We start from the raw sequence: 24,937 nt of genomic DNA on the forward strand, positions 1-24,937 counted from the left end.
AACTCGACCGACCCAACTGCAACAAAAAGCGTTAGATTTATTGGGAGTTTCCCTAATTTGTAGCCAGTAACGGGGTGCCGGAAATTCTCTTAATCCCTTCTACAGCACAGCTTATGGCTTTTTGTCAACGGGGAAGTCCAGTTATAACTTATCTAGTGGGTGGGGATTGATGATTGTTCTTGCCGATCGAGTAATCGATCGAGGATGATAGGAAATAGACAAAATAGATAGGCAGTAAGGGGAAGCAGTGGAAAAGGGAACGCTGGTAGAATTTCGGGTGCAAGGAGAAAGGCGCTTAGGGGTGATCGATCGCCCAGAAGGTAAAAAAGATTGGATCGTCATCGATCAAGGGGGAAACCCGCATAAACTGCGTCCCCAACGCTTCGATTACATTATCAAAGCAGGTCCATCCAACTATAAAGAGATCGGAAATTTTCTGCGGGAAGTCCAACCCTATCTAGATCCTAGTGGTTTAGAAGTGGCCTGGGAATTATTAGCCGGGGAAAATCAGTTAGTCACTCCCGAAACCATGGCCGAGATCCTCTTTTCCGATCGCGGTCCGCAGTTTTGCTATGCGGCCCATTGTCTCTTGAGTGATGATAAAGTTTATTTTAAAAATAAAGGGGATGGTTACGAGGCCCGCTCGGAAAATCAGGTAGAGGAAATCAAACACCAGCTAGAGGTGGAACAACAGCGTCAACGGGAAAAAGGCCAATTTCTCCAACGTCTCCAACAGGCCTTGGCCGGTGGAACGGTAGAATGGTCAGAAAGCGATCGAATTCGTCTGGAGTCTCTAGAAAAATTTATCCTCCAACCCGAACAAAAATATCCAGCAGCTATGGACATACTCTCGCTGCTGGGCCGTTCTCAAACCCCCGAGGCCGCTTTTGAATTGTTAGTCGATTTGAAATGGTGGAGTAGTCACGAAAACCTTTTCCTGCGACGCAGTTCCTACCCTGTTCAATTCTCGAAAAAGGTACTTGATGTGGCGCGTCTTAATTTACTCAATCCCCCTGCGGATGCGGATGTCAACAATCGTCTCGATTTAACCCACCAAAAAATTTATACCATCGACGATGAAAGTACCGAGGAAATCGATGACGGATTATCGGTGGAAATGCTCGCGGATGGTGGTCATCGTCTCTGGATTCATATTGCCGATCCTAGCCGTTTAGTGCTTCCCGATGATGAATTAGACCTAGAAGCGCGTCGTCGCAGTACCAGTCTCTATCTTCCCACGGGAATGGTTCCCATGTTTCCCCTAGAGTTGGCCGCCGGTCCAATGAGTTTGGTACAGGGTAAACTTTGTCCCGCATTGAGTTTTGGGGTAATCCTCGATGAAACGGGGGCGATCGCCGATTATCGGATCCATCCTAGTACAATTAAACCCACCTATCGCCTCACCTACGAAGATGTGGACGAAATGTTACATCTTGATCTGCAGCATGAACCGGAAGTGAAGATTCTCAACCGTTGGGCAAAACAACGCCACGCCTGGCGCAAATCTCAGGGATCGATTAACATCCAAATGCCAGAATCATCGATTAAGGTGAAGGATAACGACGAAATTATCGTAGAATTGCAGGAAGTGTCTCCATCTCGGCAATTAGTGGCGGAAATGATGATTTTAGCCGGAGAAATCGCCGGTCGCTACTGTCAGGAACACGAGATTCCGGTGCCTTTCCGCGGACAACCACAACCGGAATTACCCCCCGATGAGGAGTTAATTTTACTACCTGCGGGCCCTGTGCGTTCCTGTGCCTTGCGTCGCTGTATGCCGCGCAGTGAGATGACGACGATTCCTAACCGTCATGCTAGTCTGGGATTGAATACCTATTCCCAAGTAACTTCGCCAATTCGCCGTTATACTGACCTTTTGACCCATTTTCAACTAAAAGCCCATCTCCGGGGCGATCAACTGCCTTTTACCCGGGATAGAATGCAGGAAATTCTCTATAGTGTCGCTAGTTCGGCCCAAGAAGCCACCTCGGTGGAACGACAAACTAATCGTTATTGGAGTTTGGAATTTTTGCGACGACAGGGAGATCAAGTCTGGCAAGCTTTGGTGTTGCGCTGGCTGCGGGAAGAGGAAAATTTAGGCTTGATTTTATTGGAGGAATTGGGGTTAGAATTACCCCATCGTTTTGAGCGATCGGTATCTTTAGGCGATCGCTTTCAAGTACAAGTTAGTCGCTCTGATCCCCACCGCGATGAGATCCGCTTCCGCGAGTTATCGGGTTTTGTCTCTTCCCAAGCAAGTTAATCTCTGGCGGAGTCAGGAGTCGGTCGTCAGTAGTCAGTCCCGATGCCAAGGTTGGCACCGCCAAGCCTGAAAATATGATGGCCTTCAATTAAGGCTAAGACAAAAAGGTTGTTCCCTCAATAGATATTTCTAGCCTGAGAGTCAGTCGAACCAGGATACCCAGAGGCATCGCCAATTGTCGCTACCAACCCTTAACAAGGTCAAGGGGCGTTGCTGATTTGAGCTATGAATCTTCTTCTTGTGGGATTTTTAAAACCTAGACCCAAACTAACTTTTGGATACGATGCACAGTTGGCATTCATACCTTGATTCAGCAACGCCATGCTTCTTAGCTTATGGTTATTTCTGGTTTAATTTGCGTTTGCAGAATGCTCCGAAACCAAATAAACCGAATCCTAATAAACCAAAGAACGGAGAAGGTTCTGGTACTTGTTCTGTGGTACGGCCGAGAATACGAATATTCGACAGTACCGGACTTTCGCTGCCAACCGTCCCGCCGCGTTTGAGGGTTGCCTTGACATCAAGGTAACGACCTAACAAGCTAAGGGCATCGCCGCTATTATAAGTTGTGTAAGGCAGGGATATGAGTGCGACTGGATCGTTAGAGGCACGAGCTTCAAGGATAATTTCCGCACCTGCTGGTAGGTAAGCGGCTGCCTCCGTATTCCAGAAAATTTTCAGCCATTCCTGTCCAGTGATACCGCTATCCGTCACCGATCGCCAGAAGCCAGACGGATTGGTGACACCACCAGATACGGAACCAGTCATGTCACTGTAGTTGTAAGGAGTAGCACCTGAACCGAGATCGATGGTCAGATCAACCGCGTTTGTCAACGGGTTAATTCGCATCACACTATTCGAGCTGAAGTTAGTGACCCAAACTTTACCATTAGAATCAACGGACAAGCCTGTTGGTGTGGCCCCAACACCAATTGTGTTTAAGAGAGTTCCGTTGTTGTTTAAGCGGGTGACTGTGTTGTTAGAACTATTGGCAATCCAGACGTTATTATCACTGGGAGTAACGGCAACACCCCGGCTGCCACAGCCACCCGCACTAAACGCCCCGATAACACTACCGAGGGGATTAATTTTATAGACACTGCAATTAGTCCAGGTAGAATTCCAGATGTTCCCATTGGTGTCGATCCCCAGTCCGTAAGATTGTGGCACGGAAATATTCTGTGAGGCTCCCGTTGCTGGATCGTAACGCACTAAGGTACTGTTATTAATATCGGCAGACCAGAGAATGCCATTGCCATCGACGAGTCCACCATAACCACCACGACCATTGTTAAAAGAATTGAATGCTCCCGGTCCATTGGGTACGGCTACGCCTGTTGCTCCATCGTACAATTGATGTTGCTTGTTATTGAAACCGCCGACCCAAACATCGTTGTTGGCATTGATTGCCACTGTCCTGGCATTCGTGCCAGTAGTCCTGACATAAAGAAGAAGCGCATCGTCAACTGCGGTTGAGGTTCCCCCATTGGTGTCCGCACTCCCAGTATTCGTCCAAGGTAAGACATTAAAGGTAGAACCGTTCCAAATCCCGCTTGAGGTTGTCGCCCCAGTGCCTGGATTGGAAGAGATTTTCACCACTGAGCCTCGACCGCCAGATGCCTCAGCCCGGTTGGTAACCCAGACGTTACCATCAAGATCGACTGTCGTTCGGGAGGGGTCCCTGCCCATCCCGTTGGGTGCGGTGTAATACTCTCCCAGAACTGCACCGTTTCCGGCGGCACTGTCCGCCAGCGAGACTACACCATCGGGATCTACGTGGTCAGTATCGATGCGGACGGCAGTACCCCGCCCGGAGAGAGCAACCCAGATGTTGTTGAACTGGGTGACGAGCGCCGGATTGAGTTGTAGTTGGTTGTTGCCGGGGACTCGGTTGTTCGTGTCTGGCGGATTGGGATTGTAGTTCAGATTGGTGAACGTTCCCATACCCCAGTCAGCATCGTTAGTAAAAATCAGTTCGCCTGTTAGGGGGTTGAAGGAGGCTGCGTTTGCGGGAACTGCTATCGCCCCTGTGAGAGTAAGAGCGAGGGCAACTCGCCAGGGAAGTTTCGTTTTCTTCACTCGTTTGGTTGTTGCTTTCATTGCTACCTTGTTGAAGATTTGAGTAAAAAATTAGGTAGGTCAGTAAAACAGCCAACTCAAGTGCTTTTGAAATAGCCATCAGCCCTACCTCATTCTCAATCGTTAGCTGTCTTTACTTAATACCACCCCCTCCTTGTTTTAGCAGGTATCCTACTCCGCAGCATCTCTCTTTCGGAATAGAATGCGCGGAATACGGAATGCGGGAGCATCTCACCTTTGTAACCCCTAAATCAGGTTTTATGTCAAGCTATTTTGAAAGCCTTGCTAGAAACCAGTTTTAGGGACAAGTATAATTACTCACTTGCATAAATGAGATGCTCCTTCGGAATGCGGAATATTACCCTTAGCCATACAATTCTTGGTATTATCGCAATTCTTACAGGCAGTGTATAACCGACTTACTCATGCAATACAAAAACACTAGCTATATTATAAGTTAAAAGGTTGACCACAGATTTCCCTCATCTATTTGTTAAAAGGCAATTATAAAGACTAAATTTTTGGAATTACATAAGCTTTAATTTTATAGCTATTACAACTTACTTTTGGACTAAACCAATTGCCAATTGCACCAAATTGGAAGCTGACAGGGGGATAAGCAAGCTAGAAGATTTGTCCACACAAGCTTCTAGCTTATCTCGCCAAAAATAGATCGATGACCAGCAAAAAGCTAACGAAAGAATCAGGGATGGGAGCGAGCTTACTAGGAATTTTATCGATAAATGGGAGCCAGTGCGGAAAACTTATTCGATCAAAAGCTCTAGAAAGCTTATGATGTATCAATTTCAGGGTTCTTGTCCCCCTGTCAGATTGGTATGTTAAAATGAGGTGAAATAATATATAGCGTTTCCTAAGCTAGTGAGGTACACCTATTTTTCTTCCCTTTTGCCTTCTGCCTCTTGCCTTTTGCCTAAAACCCATCACTTTTGTACCTCAGCAGACTGAAAAACGCTATAAATGCGTGGAGTCATTCTTTGATATGAGTAAATATTCTAATTTTGACCCAACTCATTTTGTTGTCGAACCCGAAGAAACTGAACAAATAACCCAATTAAATCAGCTGCTTAATAGAGAAATACCGACGAGACTTGTAACTGAACAGGGAGAAAATGTCCATATTCCCGAATCGGTTTTAATGGTACTTCGTTACAGTGTAGCTGCCTTAGCATCGGGACAGGTAATTCAGTTAAATGTTACCCCTCAGGATTTAACTATAGAAGAAGCGGCTAATTTGTTAAATGTTTCTAACTCTTATCTAATAAAATTACTAGAACAGGGGCAAATTTTATCGACTAATGTAGGCAGTGATAGACGGATAAAACGAGAAGATTTGCTAATATATAAAGAGAGAAAATATCGAGAAAGAGAACAAATTTTAAATAACCTTGTGGCCATGACTGAAGCGGAAGGACTATACAGAAAAGATGAGGAATTAAACCTATATGACAGCAGAGCCTAGGTTTTTTTTAGATGCTTGTGTTCTTATTCCTCAGTATTTACGCGATACTTTATTATCAATTGCTTGGCGAGGTTTATACTCCCCTTACTGGTCGAAATTAATTTTAGAAGAAACAACCCGCAATCTGATTAATCGATATAATATAACTTCAATAAAAGCCCTTAATTTAGTGGAGACAATGAAAGCAGCTTTTCCCGAAGCCATGATTGAAGTGCCATCTGGTTTAATTGAGTTATAGCGTTTTTCAGTCTGCTGAGGTACAAAAGTTATGGGTTTTAGGCAAAAGGGAAGAAAAATATGTGTACCTCACTAGCTTAGGAAACGCTATAATGACAAATGACTTAAAAGACCGTCATGTTCTAGCAACTGCTGTTATGGCTAAAGCTAATCTAATTTTAACTAATAATCTTACCAATTTTTCACTTTCAGCTTTAGAAACTTAGGGTATAAAGGCTCAATCTCCTGATACTTTTTTAAGTCATTTGTTCGATGAATATCCCGAAGAAATTAAATTTAGTCTAAATCGGCAGGTCGAGAAATATAAAAATCCTCAAAAATCTCTAGCTGAATTACTAGAGTTTTTAGATAAAAAAGCTAATTTATCTAATTTTTGTCAAAAGATAACTAAAATTCTTTGATATAACTGAACTTCTCCAGTGTAAATGTACTAGCTATCTAAACATGGCTACAGAGGGAATCGCTGACTCTAGAGATTAATGACAGCATCTGTTACCATAAGGTTAGCGATCGCTATACAGCGAAATCTAGGAAATCGCTCCACTCCAGATACAGTCAACGGTACGGACATTTTCAAGGGAAAATGTACCCAGTAGTGTCTTTTCAAGTTTTTCTGAGAAGCTCTATGCAGTAAGGGTTTTGTTGATTTTTTAGTATTTTTGTATGGGGAAGTCCAGACATATCTATCATTAAATTTCGGTTTCAGCAGCTCCGCGTAAACTGCTAATTGTACTTTTGGCCTCTTTGAGTAGGTCATGCCAATCATCTGGAGGATAACCGGTCTCCAGCATTTTTCTAAAGACTCTATAAGCGTCTGTACTACTCTCATAAGCTCGCTTAGAGTTTTCATCATTGACCCAAGCGAGGAGAATTATTTTACTCTCTTGATGATATCGAAAAAACAGTCGATACTGCTGAAAAAACTTGGCTCTAAACCAGTGTTTGTAATCGTCTCCAAGCGTAGTTCCCAGTCGATACTCACTGCGAGTTGGGTCTTGAGGAATAGTATCAAAGGCTAACTTTGCTATGGCAGCTAGACGCTTTGTCGCATTTTTCCTTTTGTAATCTTGAGGAAACTTGTGGCGCAGATATTCAACCTGCGTCACAAGTTCTTCAAACTGTTCAAGGAACAGAGGATGAGCAAATATGCTCCATCCATTAATTACTAGGGGCTGATCTATAGACAACCTTATTCGTCCTCATCCAGAAGTGGTGCATCAAGCTCCAGATCAACGCCAGAGACCAAGTATTGAACATGATTGACTAGGTTAGAACTAATTGGCTGTATGTGTTGAGGGTTCTGTTCCATATCTTGGGCAAGAAAATTCAGAAATTTCCCAAGCACCGGATCATTTTCTTCTGTCCCGTCAGCCCTGGAAATCCATACTTTGCCGTCGGGCTGTATGTTGTAGCAGATTTTATCGCGCTTATTCAAGCCAAGGGCTTTGCGAACGGAATCGGGAATTGTAGTCTGATAGCGATCGGTAAGAGTGGATTCTGGCCATGGAGCCATAGTTGCAGCCATTGGGACCTCTCAGCCTGTTTGTAAAAACATCTTGATGGTAATGCAACTGCATTGTCTCGTCAAGTGTGGAGTGACTAGATCTACAGCCTAACGGATCCGTTCACCTTAAATGTCGGCAGGATGCCCCCGTTACACCCATAAGGTTGTTGTAATAAACCTACACCTGTCAGCATCCCACACCCCATCACCCCACTTCCCCGGGTTGAGTTAGCGGGTTCGGCTTCGATCTGTCAGAATACAAGTATTGAAACAAACCCTTTAAGAGGCTTCATGGTGGAAGTTAAAGTCGTTCCCCCGAAACGCAATTGGGTTCAGACGTGGTGGCAATCCCTGAATTCCTTATCTCGCTTACTGGTGATTGCTCTAGCTGCACCACTTATAGTTCTGAATGCCTGGGCATTATCGGCAATTTTTGGCTATTTTGAATCTTTATTTGTTATTTTACTGATAGCGGCCGTTCTATCTTTTCTCTTGGGTTATCCGGTGACTTGGTTGGAACGTCAGGGATTAAAACGGGGTTTAGCTGCGATCGTGGTTTCCCTGATCACGATTTTAATTTTTGTGGCCGTGGGAATAACCCTAGTTCCCCTAGTCTTCACCCAAGCACAGCAATTTGTCAACAGATTGCCAGAATGGTTAGACTCGGGACAGCGCCAACTGATGCAACTAGATACCAAAATCGACACGATGAATCTACCGATTCCGATCAGTTTCGATGGTGTTATCGCTCAGTTTAACAGTCGTTTAGGGGCAGAATTGCAAATTTTAGCGGGAAGAAGCGTTAATTTAGCCCTTAATCTCACCGTTTTTACCGTGGTGCGAGTGCTTGATGTGCTGCTAACCATTATCCTCACCTTTTATCTACTTCTCCACAGTCCCGATATCTGGAGGAGTATTATCCAATGGTTGCCCAAACCCGTCCAACAACCCTTTTCCCTAACCCTACGCTTAAGTTTTCAGAATTACTTTGTCGGCCAGGTGATTTGTGCCACTTGCATGGCCCTGGGATTAGTCACGGCATTTTTATCGATTAAAGTCCCTTTTGGTCTTCTATTCGGCCTCTTGATTGGTACCATGGCCTTAATCCCTTTTGGGGGAACTGTAGGCATTGTCACGGTGACAGCTTTACTAGCTTTGCGCGATATTGGTTTAGCTCTGCAAGTTTTAGCCGTAGCTGTAGTGGTGCAGCAAATTGTCGAAAACGGCATTGCTCCCCGAATTTTGGGCAGTGTCACCGGGTTAAATCCCTTTTGGGTGTTAGTCTCGGTCTTGACGGGGGCGCGAGTGGGCGGTTTACTGGGGGTGATTGTCGCGGTTCCCATGGCAGTAATGATTAAGGAAGCTTTGGAGGTTATCCGTCAAGTGACTCCAGAGGAGACAAAATACGGGATAATTAAACCCTCTCTCCCCCTAGAATCAGAATCCTCTAACGAGGTAGTTTCTCGCTGAAGAATGACTGACGGCATCATCTAGGACGATCTGAGCATTAATATTGGCCGGGATAAATCGGCAATTTTCTCGCAGGTTCTTGGCTTTTCTCCCTCGATCGAGTTATGATATCTATATTGGTGGATTAAGTCCACTTGTCCTGATCGCTGTCCCTGACAAGCAAGGACAAATCAAGGCTTGAGGATGCCTTGCCAGTCTCTGGAGTCTGACTTATGGGCAGATTAGCTAACCAATTGTCTCTAAACTCGGATAATTTTAAGAACGGGTCATTGTCTATCCCGATAAATCAGCAAAAAATCGATATTTTGGTTAAATAGGCTACATTAACAGCCAAGTTTCTATCGTAAGCTCGAAGTTAAGACATAAAGTCAATATCACCCTCCGATTGCAATGAGAAAATGTTTGAATCGCTTAATATTTGGGCTTTTCAGACATTTTTTTTGTGGATTGATACTAAATCCAGTTATTAAAAACTGATTTAGTATGACATGGACAAAAACCAACAGACCATGATCTGGAGAGATCGTCAAGAAAAGTATCAGAGTGAACTCTTGGAAAAGAATTGGTAAAATATAATTAGTAGGGAGAGTATTGCTGTTAATGTTTCGCTTTTTAACGAGACGTTAACCAAGCTCAAAAGCAAAAAATAGCAGTAATTTGCCAAAAGCTCAAGGCCAATGGCTGACTGCTCTATACATCTCTCGTATTCTTTACTTGTCGAGTTCAACACGACCCCTTTATGGAATCAAGCAACCCGTCAGGGAAGACTTCCGAACCTCCTAGTCATAGGTGGGCCAATTTACTCGGAACCATGATCGCAATTCTGACCCTAACGTTACCCTTGTTAGCGATTGGATATAACTCCACGCCTAACTATACCGAAGAACCCCTTACCGGTAACACATCCTACTCCCTAACGAGGCAAATGAGGTGACAGAATTGAGATAGACGATTGCCAAGGTAAAATTTTTTTTCTTCGTCCCGATCCCCCTTATGGGTAAAATTTGGATCGGAGTTAATCAAAGTGTGTTTTAATTTTGCTTGCGCTTTTAGGTGACTCTAAAGGCGCTATTGTCTTGTATTTGGAGAAAGCTTGTGGATTTATCGCGCATTCCTGCCCAACCGAAACCCGGTTTAATTAACGTTTTAGTGGAAATTACCGCCGGTAGTAAGAATAAATACGAGTTTGATAAGGATTTAAACGCCTTTGCTCTCGATCGCGTTCTCTATTCTTCGGTACAATATCCCTGTGATTATGGTTTTGTTCCCAATACCCTCGCCGATGATGGCGATCCTTTAGATGGTATGGTGATCATGGATCAGCCTACTTTCCCCGGCTGTGTGATTACGGCGCGTCCCATTGGTATGCTAGAAATGATCGATGGTGGTGATCGCGATGAAAAAATTCTCTGTGTTCCCGCTAAAGATCCTCGTTATGCAGAGGTAAAATCTCTCAAAGATGTCCCTCCCCATCGCTTGGAGGAAATCGCCGAGTTTTTCAAAACCTATAAGAATCTAGAGAAAAAAGTCACAGAAATTCTCGGTTGGAAAGATGTGGACGCAGTAAATGCTTTAGTTGAACAGTGTATTGCTGCTTATAAGTAAGGTTTGCGGCAAAAAGTTTGTTGCTGGGGTTAGGGGTTAGGAGTCGGGGGATAGGGTGATAGGGTGATAGGGTGATAGGGATTTAGGGGTTTAGGGGTGTTGAGGTTTTAGGGTTTTAGTTGAAATTCTCCCACTTCCCCACTTCCCCCACTTCCCCACTTCCCCCACTTCCCCACTTCCCCACACCCCACACCCCACACCCCACACCCCACACCCCAATTTATGCGAATAGAAACCTTAAAATCGGGTTTAATCGTCTCCTGTCAAGCTCCAGTGGATTCATCTCTGCACGATCCCATAATTATTGCTGCCATGGCTCATGCTTGTGTGGATAGGGGTGCTTGTGGGGTAAGAATTGATAGTCCCGCTCATCTGAAAGCCACCCGTCAACAATTGCCGGATATACCGATAATTGGACTCTGGAAACGCAATTATCGCGATTGTTCGGTATATATTACTCCCAAATATCAAGATGCTCTCGCCATTGCCGATGCGGGTGCCGATATAATTGCCTTGGATGCTACCCCCAGAAAGCGTCCCGATGATGAAAATTTAGCCACAATTATCGATCGTATTCATCAAGAAACTGGTAAATTAGTCATGGCAGATATAGACTCGATCGAAAGTGCTATTTATGCCGTGGCAGCTGGTGCTGATATTGTCGGTACAACTCTTTACGGTTACACAGAAGCCACTAAACAGCTGCAGCCGCCGAGTTTTTCTTTCCTAGAAGAATTAGTTAATAAGTTGTCAGTTCCTGTTATCTGTGAAGGAGGAATATCGACCCCAACAGAAGCAAAAAAAGCCCTAGAAGTTGGTGCATATTCTGTAGTTGTTGGCACGGCAATTACAGGGATTGATTTAAAAACTACCGCTTTTTTACAAGGAATTTTATCAAAGGATTAATGGGAGGGACAAAAAACAAAAAGTTTAGCCGCGCCACACAAAATGGCGACAACTAAAGGGATTAGAATTTCCCAGTTAGTAAATTCCTGATAGGCAATCCGTGCCGTTAATCCCTTGATTTCAGGGGTCAATCGCTTATGTAAAGCTTTAATATCTCCTTTTAACTCTCCCTTTAGTTCGGCCTTTCCGATTTCTAATTTTGTGAGACGTTCATCGATTTTGTCGAATTTTTGAGTAACATCTCTTTGTAGGTTTGGATTCCCTTCATATAAGTCTTACTAACTATATGGTCGCCGATAAACTGACCATCCATGCTACGCACCGACCGGGTGAAAGAAATTAGGTAAATCTAACACCGTATAAACTCCTCGTCAATAGCAAATCAGGTTATACTTCATCTTTCTGGGAAACGTCGGAGATTTTACCTCACCTCAACTGTAGCACTGGCATCATTGCCCAAGACATCGACTAAGCAGACAGCGATCGCTCGTTTCCCTGCTGTCAACCCCGGTGCAGTCTTAACGAGTAATTTAGATAGTCAACAGCTTATCAACCCCATGTTTCCCTATTCTAAGCGCACAATCTCTCCACCTCTGGCTAGAGATAATTCTGCTGCCTGGAGGATTTTGACTAATTCCGTCCCTACCGATCCCGAAGATATAGGAGAATTGACACCCGTAGCCACCGACTCTAGAAAATGTTCGCACAATGCTTTTAGGGGTTCACCATCGGCGATAGGGATAGATTCCGTCTCCTGTCCCCGGGGAATAAAATAGGCTTCCTGACGTTCAAAATCGCCCTTTTGTCGGGTTAAAGGCGATCGAGCGTCTAATTCATTAAAAATTAAAGTCCCTTCGCTGCCAACTATCCCTAAGCGTCGCTGTTTATCGGGATTCAACCAACAAAGGTGAATAGTCGCTTGAAAACCATCGCCATAGATCAGGGTTAACCAGACTAAATCGGCTAGATTAGGTTGTAGCCAAACCGTTCCTCGTGCCTGAATTAATACTGGTGTACTATTCAACCAATGATTAAAAATCGAGATATCGTGAATAGCTAGATCCCACAAAGCGGACACATCCTGACGGACGGGACCTAAGTGAGTGCGAGTGGCATAACCATAAAGAGGTTTACCGATGCCACCGGATTGCAGGACTTTTTGTCCGGTGATAACGGCCGGATGAAAAAGATAGGTATGATCAACTAATAAAATACGCTGTTTTTGCGCCGCTAATGCCGTTAATTCGGCACATTCTTGGGAATTGAGGGTTAAGGGTTTTTCGGCCAGAACGTGATAACCTAAATTAAGAGCATCTTTAATCAGGGGATAATGGCTGATGGCGGGAGTAACGACGACTACGGCCGAGATTTCGGGGTGATTGCGAATAGATTCCCAGTCATTGGCTAAAATAACCTTATTAGTATCGAGATTAAATTGATCGCGACAGAGACGGAGTTTTTCGGGGGAGGGGTCAACGATCGCCACTACTTGTGCTGAGGGATGTTGAGAAAAATGACGGACGTAATGCACTCCCCAACGTCCTACCCCTAAAATAGCGATTCCTGTGGACATTTTGCTTACTCAGATAGATCAATCTAGTTTATTTTAAAAGGATTAGGCGCAATTGTTCATTGATTCTGAGAACTGGAAGGGATTATGTTAAAATTTTTTATCGATCGAGGGGGAACTTTTACCGATATAGTGGCGATAATCGATCGACCAGAAATTATTGAACGACTAGCTAGAGATGCCGCTAGATTTCTGATTGTTCCCATTGCCGATCAACAGTGGATTGTTCTCTATAAACTGCTCTCGGAGAATCCCGAAAAATACCCAGATGCAGTCATTCAAGGGATTAAAGATATTAGCGGTTCCCTAGATAACATCGAAGTGATTAAAATGGGAACAACGGTAGCCACCAATGCGCTGTTAGAAAGAAAGGGAGAGCGCACGGTTTTGTTAATCACCAAAGGTTTTAAAGATGCCTTGAGAATTGGCTATCAAAATCGCCCCGATATTTTTGCCCGTCAAATTATTCTTCCTTCTTTATTATACGAACAAGTTATCGAAGTGGCCGAACGCTACGATAGTCAAGGACAAGAATTAATCGCCGTTAATCCCGCCCAAGTTAAAGCCGATTTAATACCAGTTTATCAAGCGGGTATCCGAAGTTGTGCGATTGTTTTTATGCACGGTTATCGTTATCCTGACCACGAAAAACAAGTAGCAGCCATTGCCGAAGAAATCGGCTTTACTCACCTAGCCATTTCCCACCAAGTCAGTCCTTTAATGAAACTGGTATCCCGGGGAGATACCACAGTAGTTTCTGCCTATCTATCGCCAATTTTACGCCGCTATGTTGATAGTATTAGCCAGCAATTACCGAAAACTAGCTTGTTATTTATGAAATCCGATGGCGGTTTAGTCACCGCCGATAAATTTCAGGGTAAAGATAGCATTTTATCTGGTCCTGCGGGGGGAATAGTCGGGGCAGTACAAACCAGTTTAAGGGCGGGATTTAGCAAAATTATCAGTTTTGATATGGGAGGAACTAGCACCGATGTTTCTCATTTTCAAGGGGAATACGAGCGGCAAACAGATAACGAAATTGCTGGCGTAAGAATGCGAGCGCCGATGTTAAGTATTCACACCGTGGCCGCTGGTGGGGGTTCGATTTTAGTCTATGATGGTTATCGTTTTCGAGTCGGGCCAGAAAGTGCCGGAGCTAATCCCGGACCTGCCTGTTATCGACGAGGTGGACTTTTAACAATTACCGATGCTAATGTTTTGTTAGGAAAAATTCAAGCTGCCTATTTTCCCGCTATTTTTGGAGAAGAGGGAAATTTACACATAGATAGAGAGATTGTGCTGACAAAGTTTCAAGAATTGGCGGCAACAATGGGGGGTAATAATAGTCCTGAACTGCTGGCTGCGGGGTTTATTCAAATTGCCGTGGAAAATATGGCTAATGCGATTAAAAAAATCTCTCTACAAAAGGGTTATGATCTCAGTGATTATACTCTTTGTACCTTTGGCGGTGCCGGGGGTCAAGTGGCCTGTTTAATTGCCGATACTCTGGGAATGAAAAGTATTTTTCTCCATCCCTATGCCGGGGTTTTAAGCGCCTACGGCATGGGTTTGGCCGATTTGAGGGTAATTAAAGAAAAAGCGATCGAACAGCCGTTAAATGCCGATTTAATCGGGGAGTTACTCCCGGAAATGAACGAATTAGAAGTTTTAGCGGGTCGGGAATTAGAGGGTTATAATCAGGTGCGGCAGCAAGTTAGTTTAAAATATCAAGGCAGTGATGCCACTTTAGCGGTTAATTTTAGCGATCAAATGCGTCAGGATTTTGAACGGGAACATCAAAGACGTTATGGGTTTAAACAAGAACAAAAAGCTTTAATTGTTGAGTCGATTGCCGTGGAATTGATCCAGACTATGGACAGTCCCCAAGAAGCAATTTTAACTCGCACCCGTCCCATGAAAGAATTACCTCCTCTGCTCGATCGAGTAGCGGTTTTTATGGCTAATCAATGGCGGGAAACGCCAATTTATCAGCGTTCAGATCTGCAACCTTTTGATTGTCTGGCAGGACCAGCAATTATTATCGAAAAAATCAGCACGATTGTGATTGAACCGGGTTGGATGGCAAAATTAACGGAGAAAAATCATTTAATTCTCTCCAAAGATTAACTAGGGTTTGCGGCAAAAAGTTTTTCGTGGGGGTAGGGTGTGGGGTGTGGGGTTTTACCAGTTTTGAGGTGGCCAATTACCTAATTTTCAGGGAAAAAGTGCCTAAATTTCCCCCACTTTTTGATTTCAAAAAAGCCTAAAGATATTATCCAACAAGGTTTTTAGCTTTATTCAGTAAACCCTACATAGAAATATCTACAGCAGTTATCCTAATTGATCAATTCTCATTTCGCCGAGGTATTTACGGAGATAGGGAGAAAAAACCTCGTAAATCAGGGTAAGGGGTTGGCGAGCGTGCCAAAATAGGTAATGACGACCCCAAAATGCTCCTTTTTCCCCAAAAGCTATTTCTAATTCTGGGGAATGACCGTAATAAAGTCCCTGCACATCGCGATATAATTCCGTGTGCAGCCGCGAGAGACTTTCCCAAATCGGTAGGGAACGATTTTCTAGATATTCGTCCACTTGATTGGCAGACCACCAAGAAGCGGCATAGGCTAACCTTTGACCACTAGCTGTGCGTAACCAGACTTGACGACGCAATCTCGGCCCCGGAATCAGGCTAATTTTCATCGGTGCGCCATCCTCATCGTCGCCGATGGGCGACATATCGATCACATCCACTTCCGTTTTTTCACCGGTTAAAAGTTGTAAATGACGGGTGGGAGAACCATCGCCGAGAATTAAAATCTGCCACGGGGGTGCGAGTTGGCTATGGGGTAAACCTTGTTTAACATCGGTTTCGTCTCCTTGCCAGAGAGGGGACAGGGAGTACCAAGGAGGATTAAGCAGGGGCTTTTCTTGGGGGTGGAGGATAGCAGTCAAGGTTTGTTACAAAACTTTATGATTTTTTCATTAATCATAACACGGGATTTTTGTCTGCTGGCGATAAAAGCGATCGCCCTATGCCAATCCTCTCTAACTTTTTGGTTAGCAGATGCACTTTTGCCAAAGGAGATCGGCTATTTTGATCTTAACGATAAAAAGGTATCAAGATCTGGAGGAGTTTTTGTAATCTTCTCAGGGCAATTAATTGTCGAATCTTGGGATTAATTTGGGGTGGATAAATACTGGTGGCTAATTGTTCTTCCAGTAAGGCATATTCTGCCGCATTTAGGGGTTGATTATCCAAAGGTGATCGAGCCGAAGTGATAATTTCTGCTCGTAAAATTTCTTCGGGAATATCTTCAGGAGCGGGCAAAGCAAGGGCTTTTAGGGGCGATAAGAAACCGATCGAGATGAGGATAATAATTTTGGTCGTTCGCTGCATTTAATTTAAACCGGGGGGCAATTTTTCTCGACACTGTTGATGAATTTCCCCGATTCTAGCAAACAACCAGGGATATTTTTGACGATAACTGGGAATTAGAGCCAGAGGACTGAGTAGGGCAGTGGCGGCAATATCGGCTACACTTAATTTATCTCCCACCAAATAGGGCTGATCTTGCCAATATTCTAGAATCTTGAGGGCATTTTCTAGGCGCTCCTCCGCTAGTTTTACCCTGGCTGGGGTGATTTTATATTGTTGTCGCACGATATTAATAATTATTTGACTACTCAGGGAAGAATCGATCGCTTTTCCCTCTCCAGCGCGATAATTATAATAGACAAATCTCGTCGCTACTCCAATACTTTCATCTAACCAATCCTCTAGTAACCAAGCCTGATTTTTCTCCTTTTCCCCAGCGGGAATAAAAGAGGGGACAGGAACTACTTTTTCTAAATATTTTAAAATGGCAGTAGAATCGGCAATAATCTCATCTGCTGTCATTAAAACGGGGACAGTGGTTAACCCTTTGGTTAGGGACTTGAGTTTGAGAATATGTAGTCCGGGGGTGAGATTTTCTACTTGGTAATCAATCCCCTTATAACCTAGGGCTAAACGAGCTTTGCGACAGTAATGAGAGGTGCTAAATTGAAGTAAAAGCATTAATTGTTGTTGATTGCTATAGTAGTTATCAGTTATCAGTTATCAGATTTGAGTTTTAAGTGAGCAGTATGTATTAAGCGAGCAGTATTATTACTACTGTGTTTTCACTGTTTACTGTTTACCGATTACTGTTTAGTGATCACTGATTACTGAATTGCCAATAAATATATACTATGAGTAAACCCCCCCTTTTTTCGGCTGTTTCTCGTCCTTATGCGACTAATTCACAAGCAAAAGATCCCTGGTTAGCGGTCAATCTCTCGATGTTTTTCCCCGGTTTGGGACAATGGTATGCTAACAAAAACCAAAAAGCAACCATTTGGGCGATCGCTCAAGTAATATTAATAATTGTGACAATTTGGTCAATTTTTAGCCCCAATGGCCCTGTAAGCTGGGGATTAGGGGGAATAGTTGCTCTGGTTATCGTTTACATTAGCAATATTTTTGACGCTCACTGGACTGTTTATGATTCCAGACAGAATAACAGCTTAGAGAAAATTCCCCGGAAACAAAAAAACCCATGGTTTGCCGTCTTCGCTAACCGGATTATGCCAGGTTTGGGGCAATTGTACGCTGATAAGGTGAGATTAGGGATAATTTTTCTGACTATATCCCAGATTAGCCTGAAAATGGATCATTTTTTCACCAATATCCTCTTTCTTACCCCTTTAGTTACAGCGATCGCTATTTATCACGTTTATCACACTTTCCCCCATCAATTCCACCCCCATCGTCACACCTATCGTTCCATTTTGGCACTGATGGTGGGAGTGATTTTTACTTGGGGAATTATCTGTAATTATTTTCCCAATTGGTTACATCAAAAAATAGAATTTTTCCAGATTCCGAGCGAATCCATGCTACCTACCCTCGCAGTAGGTGATCGCGTTTTCGTCAGTCAATCTGGTAATTATCAAGCGGAAAGAGGCGATATAATTGTTTTTAGAACTCCCGAAAAAATTAGGCAACTAGATCCTAATTCTGGAGATTTTTTTATCAAACGAGTCATCGCTATTGCCGGAGATACCATTGAAATCCGCAGGGGTAAAGTTTATCTCAACCGGCAAGTTATCGAGGAACCCTACACCGCCGAGTTGGGCAATTATGAAATAGAATTTACGACTGTACCCCCAAAAACCCTGTTTGTTTTGGGAGATAATCGTAACCATAGTTTTGATTCCCATGCTTGGGGTTTTTTGCCAGAAAGTTATATCGTTGGTCAAGCCTATAAAGTTTACTGGCCCCTCGATCGTGTCCAGTCTTTGTTATGATGCTGATGACTATTGATTTTCAGCTATCTTCAAGGGGTAATTTTAATCCTATCTACTTATTAGCGAGGAAAAACCTAACCGCAAGAATTTTGGCTCTCTTGGATTTGGTGGGTAAAGTGTATTCTAAGATACATTCCTCCTAGCGAGGGGGTGGAACGAACCACAAAGACACAAAGGACACAAAGATTAATCGATCCTATGTAAGTTAAACTTATCACACAGAACCTAGAAGAGCCGAATTTTTAGGTGAATCCTAATTGAGATGGGAGTCTTTGGGAATAACATCCAAACCGAGGAGAACCTTTTGGGTATTGGACATATCGCCGATAATTCTTTGTAGGGGTGGGGGAAGTTGTTTGACTAAAGTAGGAGTTACGAGAATTTTATCCTGTTCCGCTAATTGCGGCTGTTCGAGAACATCAATTATTTCTACCGTATAAAGATCGGATAACTCCTCGCGACAGATACGAAAAATATTAGCGATCGCCCTCTGGGATTTACTTGAATCACCCATAATGTAGAGTTTGAGAAGATATTGACTCATGATTGCGTGTTATTGAACAGTTTAATGTTGCTGAGACCGATATAGTATTTACGATAGAAAGAGACGAGATAACCCATCAATTCCAAGACCATGAGACGACCTTCGCTAACGTAGGCCTGCGCTTTGGCCAGGGTGACATCCTGATTTTTTTGGCGTAGGGTGGTGGTATGAATGTCCACCACATCGCGAGGACTAGCTTTTAAGAATCCTAACTTATCGGCCAAGCTTCGCAGTCGTTCCGATAGATTATGTTCCACTTTGTATGCTTGTTCTTCTAAAGCTAAATCTAATAAATCTCCGTAATTTTGGACTAATTCTTGAAAAATATCGGGAATACTCTGCCTTATTGCCTCAGAACCGAACATTTTCGCCGTGATGCTAGTTTGTCCTCCCTTGATTAACTGTTCCAGTTCGCGAAATTCTTCTTCCTGTTGTTGATGTTTAAGATTGAGGATATATTGCTGACGCTCGATCGCCACACGAATTTGATAGACTAAAAGACTACTATCGATATTATTTAACTGAATATAACCATCAGCACCCAGTTGAAAGGCTCTAACGACTAATTTCTCATCATTGCTAGTAGTTTGAACCACTATCGGTATAGCAGCGGCTAATTCTCTGGTTTTGACTAGAATATTTAAGCCGGGGGGGACGGAGATTTCCAAGCTTAAGAGGATGAGATTAAATTTCTCCCCTGCCAGTTTTTCGGCAGTTTCCTCTAGATCCTGAGCTTGGGTGAGGGTAAAAGTCAACCCCTCAGCCAGAGAACATTGGGGGGCCTTTAACAGCAATCTCTGGATTAATTTAACAGTCGTCGGTTCGTCCTCTATCAATAAAATCCTACAGAGATCCCTAGTCATTGTTAATCGATCGCTAAAATTATCTTTTTTCCCCCTACTCTCATAGTAAGCCCATCTTTGGGAAACTCAAGGACAAAATCACAACAGATCTCCGGCAAAAGTGAGATTTTAATGGCGACCTTGCCCTTAAAATCCTTAATTTAACGATTTTTCCTGAAAAAGATCGCTTTTCTACTCCAAGGAAACAATCTATTTCCTTTTTCTCCCCACCTCCCCACTTCCCCACTTCCTCACTTCCCTTCTTCCCTACTTCCCCACCTCCCCACTTCCCCACTTCCCCACTTCCCTCACCTATTTTGACTGGATTCGGCGAATTGCCACCACTGCCGGCCGGGGAGGTTGATTAACTTGACCACTGGGCCAATTCGACCCTAGGGGTACTTGTCGCATTTGTTCAAATTCTTGCCCATTAGTGGTTTTCAGGGCAAATTTACGGTTTTCAAAGGCTAAATCCCGACGAATTCCCCCCGCTTCCCCCGGATGTTGTACTGCCAAAAATAACGTCTCTTGGTCGGGAGTAAAGTACAATCCCGTTAATTCCGCATCCATGGGAGCGATAGCAAAAGGATAGGGATGCTCTTGACCCTTGGCAAACACCCAAGCGCTATTATTACCAAAAATCCCCAATAAATCCCGTTGACTAACCGGGACTCCTTGGGGATAACGAGTTTTCATCTCTCGATTTAACCCACCCGTGGAAATATCGCTAACCATCCAGAGATTTCCCTGTTTATCGAAAGCGAGGTTATCGGGATTAGAAAAACCCTCACCTTTCTCTGTCGGTTCCCCTCCATAAGCGACCACATCCCAACGAAAACTTAAGGAAGCAGCATCGTTATTATCTTCCCTTAAGCTGATAATCCAACCAAATTCGTAGGGTATTTCGCCATTTGGTCCCTTAAATATCTCCTTATCGGCTCCTCCCTCCGCTTCACTGGGACTACCAGAGGTAAAGGTTATATATAAAGTGCCATTCTCGTCCACTTCCGTATCTTCTGGCCGACCAGTACAAGTGACCCCAACGGCGTTAGCGGCAAAATGAGCATCGATGAGAATTGCTCCCTGTTTTTCCGTCCCATTACCTTCATACAGGTCTGCGAGGGTCTTATATTTAGATTTGTAGGCCAGAATCTCCTCATCGTCCTTAAATAGCAGTAATTTAGTCTCATTGACCGTTCTTTCGGGATTCGGCAAAGCTACCACCCCATCCCCGCGACTAGCGGCAATTTGACTCGGTAGGACGGGATTTATCTCCGTGTCGGGATTTAATGGTATCCAATAACCAGTTTTATCGGGGTTGAATTTGGCCCCGTAGAGCATTCCTTTTTCTAGGAGTTTTGAGTTATTTTTCTGCTTAATATCGCTAATTTTGCCCTCGGAAACGAATTTATAGACATGACCGCCTCTGTGATCGCATCCTGAATAAACCGCCAAGGGTTGCCCCGTTTGAGCGAGAAAAGCGACCGCTTCATGGCGAAAACGCCCTAACCAAGTGTGTTTTGTGCCGTAATCGTCGGGATTGGCCGGATCTACCTCCACCATCCAACCGTATTTATTTCCCGCTAACCCAAAAACGTTACCCCGGCCATCCACTTCCCCACTATTGAGAATAAAGGGGGTAGTATCGGGATGCAAGGAGGAACCATCTTTTAACACTACCTCGGTCACTTGGTCTTGAAAGTTCTCCTCGGCACTAAATACGGTTCCCCAGGGAGTTGTTCCCCCGGCGCAATTTTGAAACGTTCCGATAATTTTTGCCCCTAATCCGTCATCGTAGCCAAGTTTATCGGTTTTGGTAAAAATTGCTACAGCAGGACCAGTCACTTTCAGGTAATGACCGTCCTTTAGTCCAGAAATACCGGTAATGCGGCGATCGGCTTTACTATAGGTACGTTGCCATTTTCCCGTTTGATCTTTAGCTAAGGAAATTACGCCAATTCCCTGATCAATTAAACCTTCTAGGGATATTTCCTCGATTTTTGCCCTTAAGCTGGCATCTTGCAGGCGATAGGCGGCAATTTCGCCCTTTTCGTTCGTTTTTTCCCGTACTTCCTGGACGGGTAGGGTTTTACCGATCACTTGTTCAAAGGTTTGTAGCCAAGTACGACCACTGATATATTCAAAATTAACGGTTAGATAACCTTGACCCGGACTGGTTTCGATAAAAGATAGATAATCATTGTTATAACCGAAACGGGAATCACCCACTTTATCCCCCCACTGTGCCAGCACATCATAGGTGAATCCTTGAGGAAGAACGAGATCATCTAGGACTTTATAGGTTTGATAGGCATTTTTTTGGCTTTCATCGCTCATGCCGTCAATTTTTAAGGGAATCGGCAGTTTGACTGGAGAAAAGTTTAAGCCAAAACTATTGGCAGCGATCGCAGGACTGCTAATCAGAGAGGAATATTTTTTCTCTTGCAGACTGAAAAAAGAGACACCAGCAGTGGCAGTTAAAAAGGTGAGGAAATTACGGCGAGAAATACTCATATTTTCAGAAATAAAGTCAAAACTGGTGTTAAGACCTTGATTAGGTTAAATTTTATTACATAAGCTTGACATAGGAATTATACAGTATGCAAGTTATGACTAAGTTAACAGCCAGTTAAAAGTATCGGGATTGGAGGCTAGGGGTGAGGGAGTGAGGAGTGGGGAGTGGCAAGTGGGGAGAAGGGAGCAAAAAGCGTTCTTGTTAGTGAGCTTAATGATACTAAATCCAGCTATTAAAAACTGATTATTTATTTCCGCTTTTGCCTCTTGCCTCTTGCCTTTTGCCTGTCCTGATATGTAGCCTATACTCAACGGATTTAGTATCACTGGTCAGGAGAATTAGAAATGAATAATAACCAATTAAATGCTCTATTTATATATTTGATGCAATTTAATTGTTATTTTTGCCGTTTTTGAACTCTTAAAAGTTAATTATGCAAGAGGTTTATTGAAGATAATTCCCTGGCAGAGTTATTGAAATTCTCCGCAGAGGAATAAAATTACAGAAAATGTTCAGTAGGTTGCGCTGGTCACTCCCTTATTTTTAGAGAAACAATCAAGGTGTTAATATTGCAGTAACGCATCAAAAACTTTTCTTTTCTTGTTGGTGCGTTACTCTACTAGACGAGTTTAGCTTAGTTATTATTCACTGTCACTGCTTCCGATTCAATGACTCTAACCTGATTTTTGACTTGATAGGCAAGAACAGCTTTAACTTTGTCCTGTCCAACATAACCAGTTTTATTGCTCAAATGAAAGACAAGTTCAGAATTTTCTAGGGGTTTTAATTCAACAGTTTGGGGGACAAAACTAAAGTCTTGTAATTTACTGTCAGAAGCATTCCGTATTTCAATCTTTTGAATTTTGAGTTTTATTATGGTTTCCTGAGAGTTTTCTAAGTGAACAAATACGTCAGCAAAGCCGATATCACGGTTGGCTTGAGGGGGAATTCCGTCAGGTGGGTATCTTTCTTCTTTGGCTAGAAGCTCAACATTTTTAATCGCTATCATCATCTTATCAGGCATGGCACTTTCCACAACAGGATATTTCAACAAATTGCTTACTTGAGCAACAGGAGCAGGACTGCAAGCTGTTATCCCTATAACCAGCAAAACAAAGTGTATTTTAAGCATTTTAACTACTCCAACAACTAAGTTCAATCCAAACTACTGCTCGGTCAATCTAAAATTGACCGATATAATTGGGTTAATCTGTATTGATTTACATCTCTCCTGATTCGTGATTATTGCTTTGACAGACCACTATTCGAAAAAAGGTGACTGAGGAGTTTGAAATCAGTCACCTTTGATTCAGGAGATTAAATAGACCTTTTCGAGGCTCTCTCTCCTCTAGCTAGACGCGACTTCCAGAGTAACCAAAACTGACGAATTTGCTTGTCATCTGGGTGTTAGTATAAGTTTCAGTATGTCCCCATGGATTGTAAACTGTAAAGACACCCGTAGAGGAGTTGTAGCCGACCAATGTATATGCGTGACCGCCATCACTCAGATAAGTAATCTGGTTCGCATTATATGCTCTTACCAACTCGCTGGTATTTAATGGGCTTATATAGCCAGTATTGGAGAGTCCTGTGATGTGGCTGATCGCACTCAAAGTACCGCCATCAACACCATTATAACTGTTGGTGTTATCTTGTCCAATCCAACCCGATTCATTAATTTGAGCATAGGCTCGTTCAGCGAGGGCTACCCATAATTCATTTCCAGTATTGTTATAAAGCAAACCCCGATCCCGGTTGGCATAATAGAAAGAGCCCGAAGCAGTCGTTGGTAGGTAACGATCGGCTGTTACATAGTTAGCTACCCCATTGCGGAAGAAACGCACGGTAAAGGTACCGTCACCGTTGTCGGTGAACATATTTTGAATGGTACTGGGAGTACGGTAAGCTGTTCCTGCTAAAGCAGCTAGGAGGTAACAATCACCTAGATTACCTTGATTGATATCTTGATAGCTAACGCCACTTTGGAGCAGTGAACCACTGCAAGAACGGTAAGTTGTTCCACTGGCAGCCGTTGGACGATCTAATCCCAAGAACCATTTTCCAATCAATCGTTCCATTTGGGTTGCACTACTGCCAGCATAGAGGTTGCCTAATGTTTGACGGGTAGAACCACCGCCAGTCCACCATTGGTTAGCTGTATTAGTATTAGCTATGTTATTAGACAGAACTCTTACATAATCTGCCATAGTAAAACGACTAGCATTACTAACAAGGGTTCTTAAATCCGTTAGCTCAGTGGCATCAATGACACTACCATCTTCAGCATTACGGAAAATGCTAATCATATCATTGCGGCTGAAGTTACCATCCGCAGCGAGAGAACGTGCTGTACTGATCAATCCTGCATCGCGCAGATTTTGACTAAACCAGTCACCACCACCGCCAGTAGCCGAAACAGCGAGATTATAGTTGGTATTGCCACTATAGGGATAAACACGAATGTAGTAGGTGCCTGCACTCAACTGACCGATAATGCTCTCAGAAGCGGTACCATCGTTACTAGAGTAGGCAATCATGCTACCACTGCCATTTAACAGTTGTACATCCGCATCGGCGGTCAGTCCGGTGAGACT

General features: G+C 43.5%; 22 protein-coding genes and 1 pseudogene. 10 read left to right on the plus strand and 13 right to left on the minus strand.

The genetic code is table 11. From position 1 onward, the window contains the following. The first annotated feature begins 247 nt into the window (after positions 1-247). The gene (locus IM485_RS21565; RefSeq protein WP_287745474.1) at positions 248-2,263 is read left to right on the plus strand and encodes a ribonuclease catalytic domain-containing protein; all 2,016 of its coding nucleotides are present in this window, start codon (positions 248-250) and stop codon (positions 2,261-2,263) included. Between the two features lie 339 nt (positions 2,264-2,602). Here the strand turns inward: IM485_RS21565 and IM485_RS21570 are convergent, their stop codons facing one another. Beyond that, positions 2,603-4,342 (minus strand): Vgb family protein, encoded by a 1,740-nt coding sequence (locus IM485_RS21570; RefSeq protein WP_287745476.1) that lies wholly within the window; start codon positions 4,340-4,342, stop codon positions 2,603-2,605. A 1,000-nt stretch (positions 4,343-5,342) separates the two neighbouring features. Between IM485_RS21570 and IM485_RS21575 the strand changes: the two genes are divergently transcribed. From IM485_RS21575 to IM485_RS23110, 3 genes are all read left to right on the plus strand, one after another. After that, a complete protein-coding gene (locus IM485_RS21575; RefSeq protein ID WP_104397333.1) occupies positions 5,343-5,822 on the plus strand; it encodes an excisionase family DNA-binding protein in 480 nt (159 codons plus the stop codon). Continuing rightward, positions 5,806-6,060, plus strand: coding sequence for a hypothetical protein (locus tag IM485_RS21580; RefSeq protein WP_192576006.1), 255 nt, complete (start codon positions 5,806-5,808; stop codon positions 6,058-6,060). The genes IM485_RS21575 and IM485_RS21580 overlap by 17 nt, the downstream gene beginning before the upstream one ends. Before the next feature lie 244 nt (positions 6,061-6,304). Further along, positions 6,305-6,460 carry a hypothetical protein gene (locus IM485_RS23110; RefSeq protein WP_464472960.1) on the plus strand — a complete coding sequence of 52 codons (156 nt, stop codon included), beginning with the start codon at positions 6,305-6,307 and terminating at the stop codon, positions 6,458-6,460. Between the two features lie 288 nt (positions 6,461-6,748). Here the strand turns inward: IM485_RS23110 and IM485_RS21585 are convergent, their stop codons facing one another. Continuing rightward, a complete protein-coding gene (locus IM485_RS21585) occupies positions 6,749-7,246 on the minus strand; it encodes a type II toxin-antitoxin system YhaV family toxin (RefSeq protein ID WP_287745478.1) in 498 nt (165 codons plus the stop codon). Positions 7,247-7,248: 2 nt separating this feature from the next. Further along, positions 7,249-7,584: a type II toxin-antitoxin system PrlF family antitoxin gene (locus tag IM485_RS21590; protein ID WP_159294533.1), complete on the minus strand. Its 336-nt coding sequence runs from the start codon at positions 7,582-7,584 to the stop codon at positions 7,249-7,251. A 270-nt stretch (positions 7,585-7,854) separates the two neighbouring features. Between IM485_RS21590 and IM485_RS21595 the strand changes: the two genes are divergently transcribed. From IM485_RS21595 to IM485_RS21605, 4 genes are all read left to right on the plus strand, one after another. Further along, a complete protein-coding gene (locus tag IM485_RS21595) occupies positions 7,855-9,033 on the plus strand; it encodes an AI-2E family transporter (RefSeq protein ID WP_287745481.1) in 1,179 nt (392 codons plus the stop codon). Positions 9,034-9,772: 739 nt separating this feature from the next. After that, the gene (locus IM485_RS23115; RefSeq protein WP_012267246.1) at positions 9,773-9,967 is read left to right on the plus strand and encodes a TLTLP motif-containing protein; all 195 of its coding nucleotides are present in this window, start codon (positions 9,773-9,775) and stop codon (positions 9,965-9,967) included. Between the two features lie 161 nt (positions 9,968-10,128). After that, the gene (locus IM485_RS21600; protein WP_287745483.1) at positions 10,129-10,638 is read left to right on the plus strand and encodes an inorganic diphosphatase; all 510 of its coding nucleotides are present in this window, start codon (positions 10,129-10,131) and stop codon (positions 10,636-10,638) included. A gap of 222 nt (positions 10,639-10,860) precedes the next feature. Next, the gene (locus IM485_RS21605) at positions 10,861-11,544 is read left to right on the plus strand and encodes an N-acetylmannosamine-6-phosphate 2-epimerase (protein WP_104397330.1); all 684 of its coding nucleotides are present in this window, start codon (positions 10,861-10,863) and stop codon (positions 11,542-11,544) included. Here IM485_RS21605 and IM485_RS21610 read toward each other — a convergent pair. Together IM485_RS21610 and IM485_RS21615 are read right to left on the minus strand one after the other, a co-directional pair. Continuing rightward, a pseudogene (locus tag IM485_RS21610) lies at positions 11,541-11,783 on the minus strand (DUF4164 domain-containing protein); the annotation flags it as partial. The gene IM485_RS21605 and the pseudogene IM485_RS21610 overlap by 4 nt on opposite strands. 326 nt (positions 11,784-12,109) lie before the next feature. Beyond that, entirely contained in the window at positions 12,110-13,117 is a 1,008-nt protein-coding gene (locus tag IM485_RS21615) for a Gfo/Idh/MocA family protein (protein ID WP_287745489.1), read from the minus strand. Between the two features lie 84 nt (positions 13,118-13,201). Here IM485_RS21615 and IM485_RS21620 point away from each other — a divergent pair, with 84 nt between their 5' ends. Further along, the gene (locus tag IM485_RS21620) at positions 13,202-15,241 is read left to right on the plus strand and encodes a hydantoinase/oxoprolinase family protein (protein WP_287745490.1); all 2,040 of its coding nucleotides are present in this window, start codon (positions 13,202-13,204) and stop codon (positions 15,239-15,241) included. Between the two features lie 204 nt (positions 15,242-15,445). Here the strand turns inward: IM485_RS21620 and IM485_RS21625 are convergent, their stop codons facing one another. From IM485_RS21625 to IM485_RS21635, 3 genes are all read right to left on the minus strand, one after another. Further along, the gene (locus IM485_RS21625; protein ID WP_104397327.1) at positions 15,446-16,066 is read right to left on the minus strand and encodes a chorismate lyase; all 621 of its coding nucleotides are present in this window, start codon (positions 16,064-16,066) and stop codon (positions 15,446-15,448) included. Between the two features lie 148 nt (positions 16,067-16,214). Then, positions 16,215-16,511 carry a glutathione S-transferase gene (locus IM485_RS21630; RefSeq protein WP_104397326.1) on the minus strand — a complete coding sequence of 99 codons (297 nt, stop codon included), beginning with the start codon at positions 16,509-16,511 and terminating at the stop codon, positions 16,215-16,217. Then, positions 16,512-17,171 (minus strand): glutathione S-transferase family protein, encoded by a 660-nt coding sequence (locus IM485_RS21635; protein ID WP_104397325.1) that lies wholly within the window; start codon positions 17,169-17,171, stop codon positions 16,512-16,514. A gap of 173 nt (positions 17,172-17,344) precedes the next feature. Between IM485_RS21635 and lepB the strand changes: the two genes are divergently transcribed. Continuing rightward, positions 17,345-18,442: a signal peptidase I gene (gene lepB, locus IM485_RS21640; protein ID WP_104397324.1), complete on the plus strand. Its 1,098-nt coding sequence runs from the start codon at positions 17,345-17,347 to the stop codon at positions 18,440-18,442. Positions 18,443-18,695: 253 nt separating this feature from the next. On the opposite strand, the gene IM485_RS21645 is transcribed toward lepB, so the two are convergent. The 5 genes from IM485_RS21645 to IM485_RS21665 form a co-directional block, all read right to left on the minus strand. Then, positions 18,696-18,986, minus strand: coding sequence for a circadian clock KaiB family protein (locus IM485_RS21645; protein WP_002752661.1), 291 nt, complete (start codon positions 18,984-18,986; stop codon positions 18,696-18,698). Next, a complete protein-coding gene (locus IM485_RS21650) occupies positions 18,983-19,849 on the minus strand; it encodes a response regulator (RefSeq protein WP_287745492.1) in 867 nt (288 codons plus the stop codon). Before IM485_RS21650 ends, IM485_RS21645 begins: the two co-directional genes overlap by 4 nt. A 291-nt stretch (positions 19,850-20,140) precedes the next feature. Further along, on the minus strand, positions 20,141-22,342 hold the full coding sequence (locus IM485_RS21655) for a PhoX family protein (RefSeq protein ID WP_287745494.1): 2,202 nt from the start codon (positions 22,340-22,342) through the stop codon (positions 20,141-20,143). Positions 22,343-22,977: 635 nt separating this feature from the next. Continuing rightward, positions 22,978-23,502 (minus strand): hypothetical protein, encoded by a 525-nt coding sequence (locus IM485_RS21660; protein WP_133164161.1) that lies wholly within the window; start codon positions 23,500-23,502, stop codon positions 22,978-22,980. A 193-nt stretch (positions 23,503-23,695) separates the two neighbouring features. Then, positions 23,696-24,937: C2 family cysteine protease (locus tag IM485_RS21665; RefSeq protein WP_287745496.1), on the minus strand; the 1,242-nt coding region annotated here is incomplete at its 5' end.

The sequence above is a fragment of the Microcystis sp. M169S2 genome (assembly GCF_020245865.1).
GTDB classification, from domain to species: Bacteria; Cyanobacteriota; Cyanobacteriia; order Cyanobacteriales; family Microcystaceae; genus Microcystis; species Microcystis ichthyoblabe_A.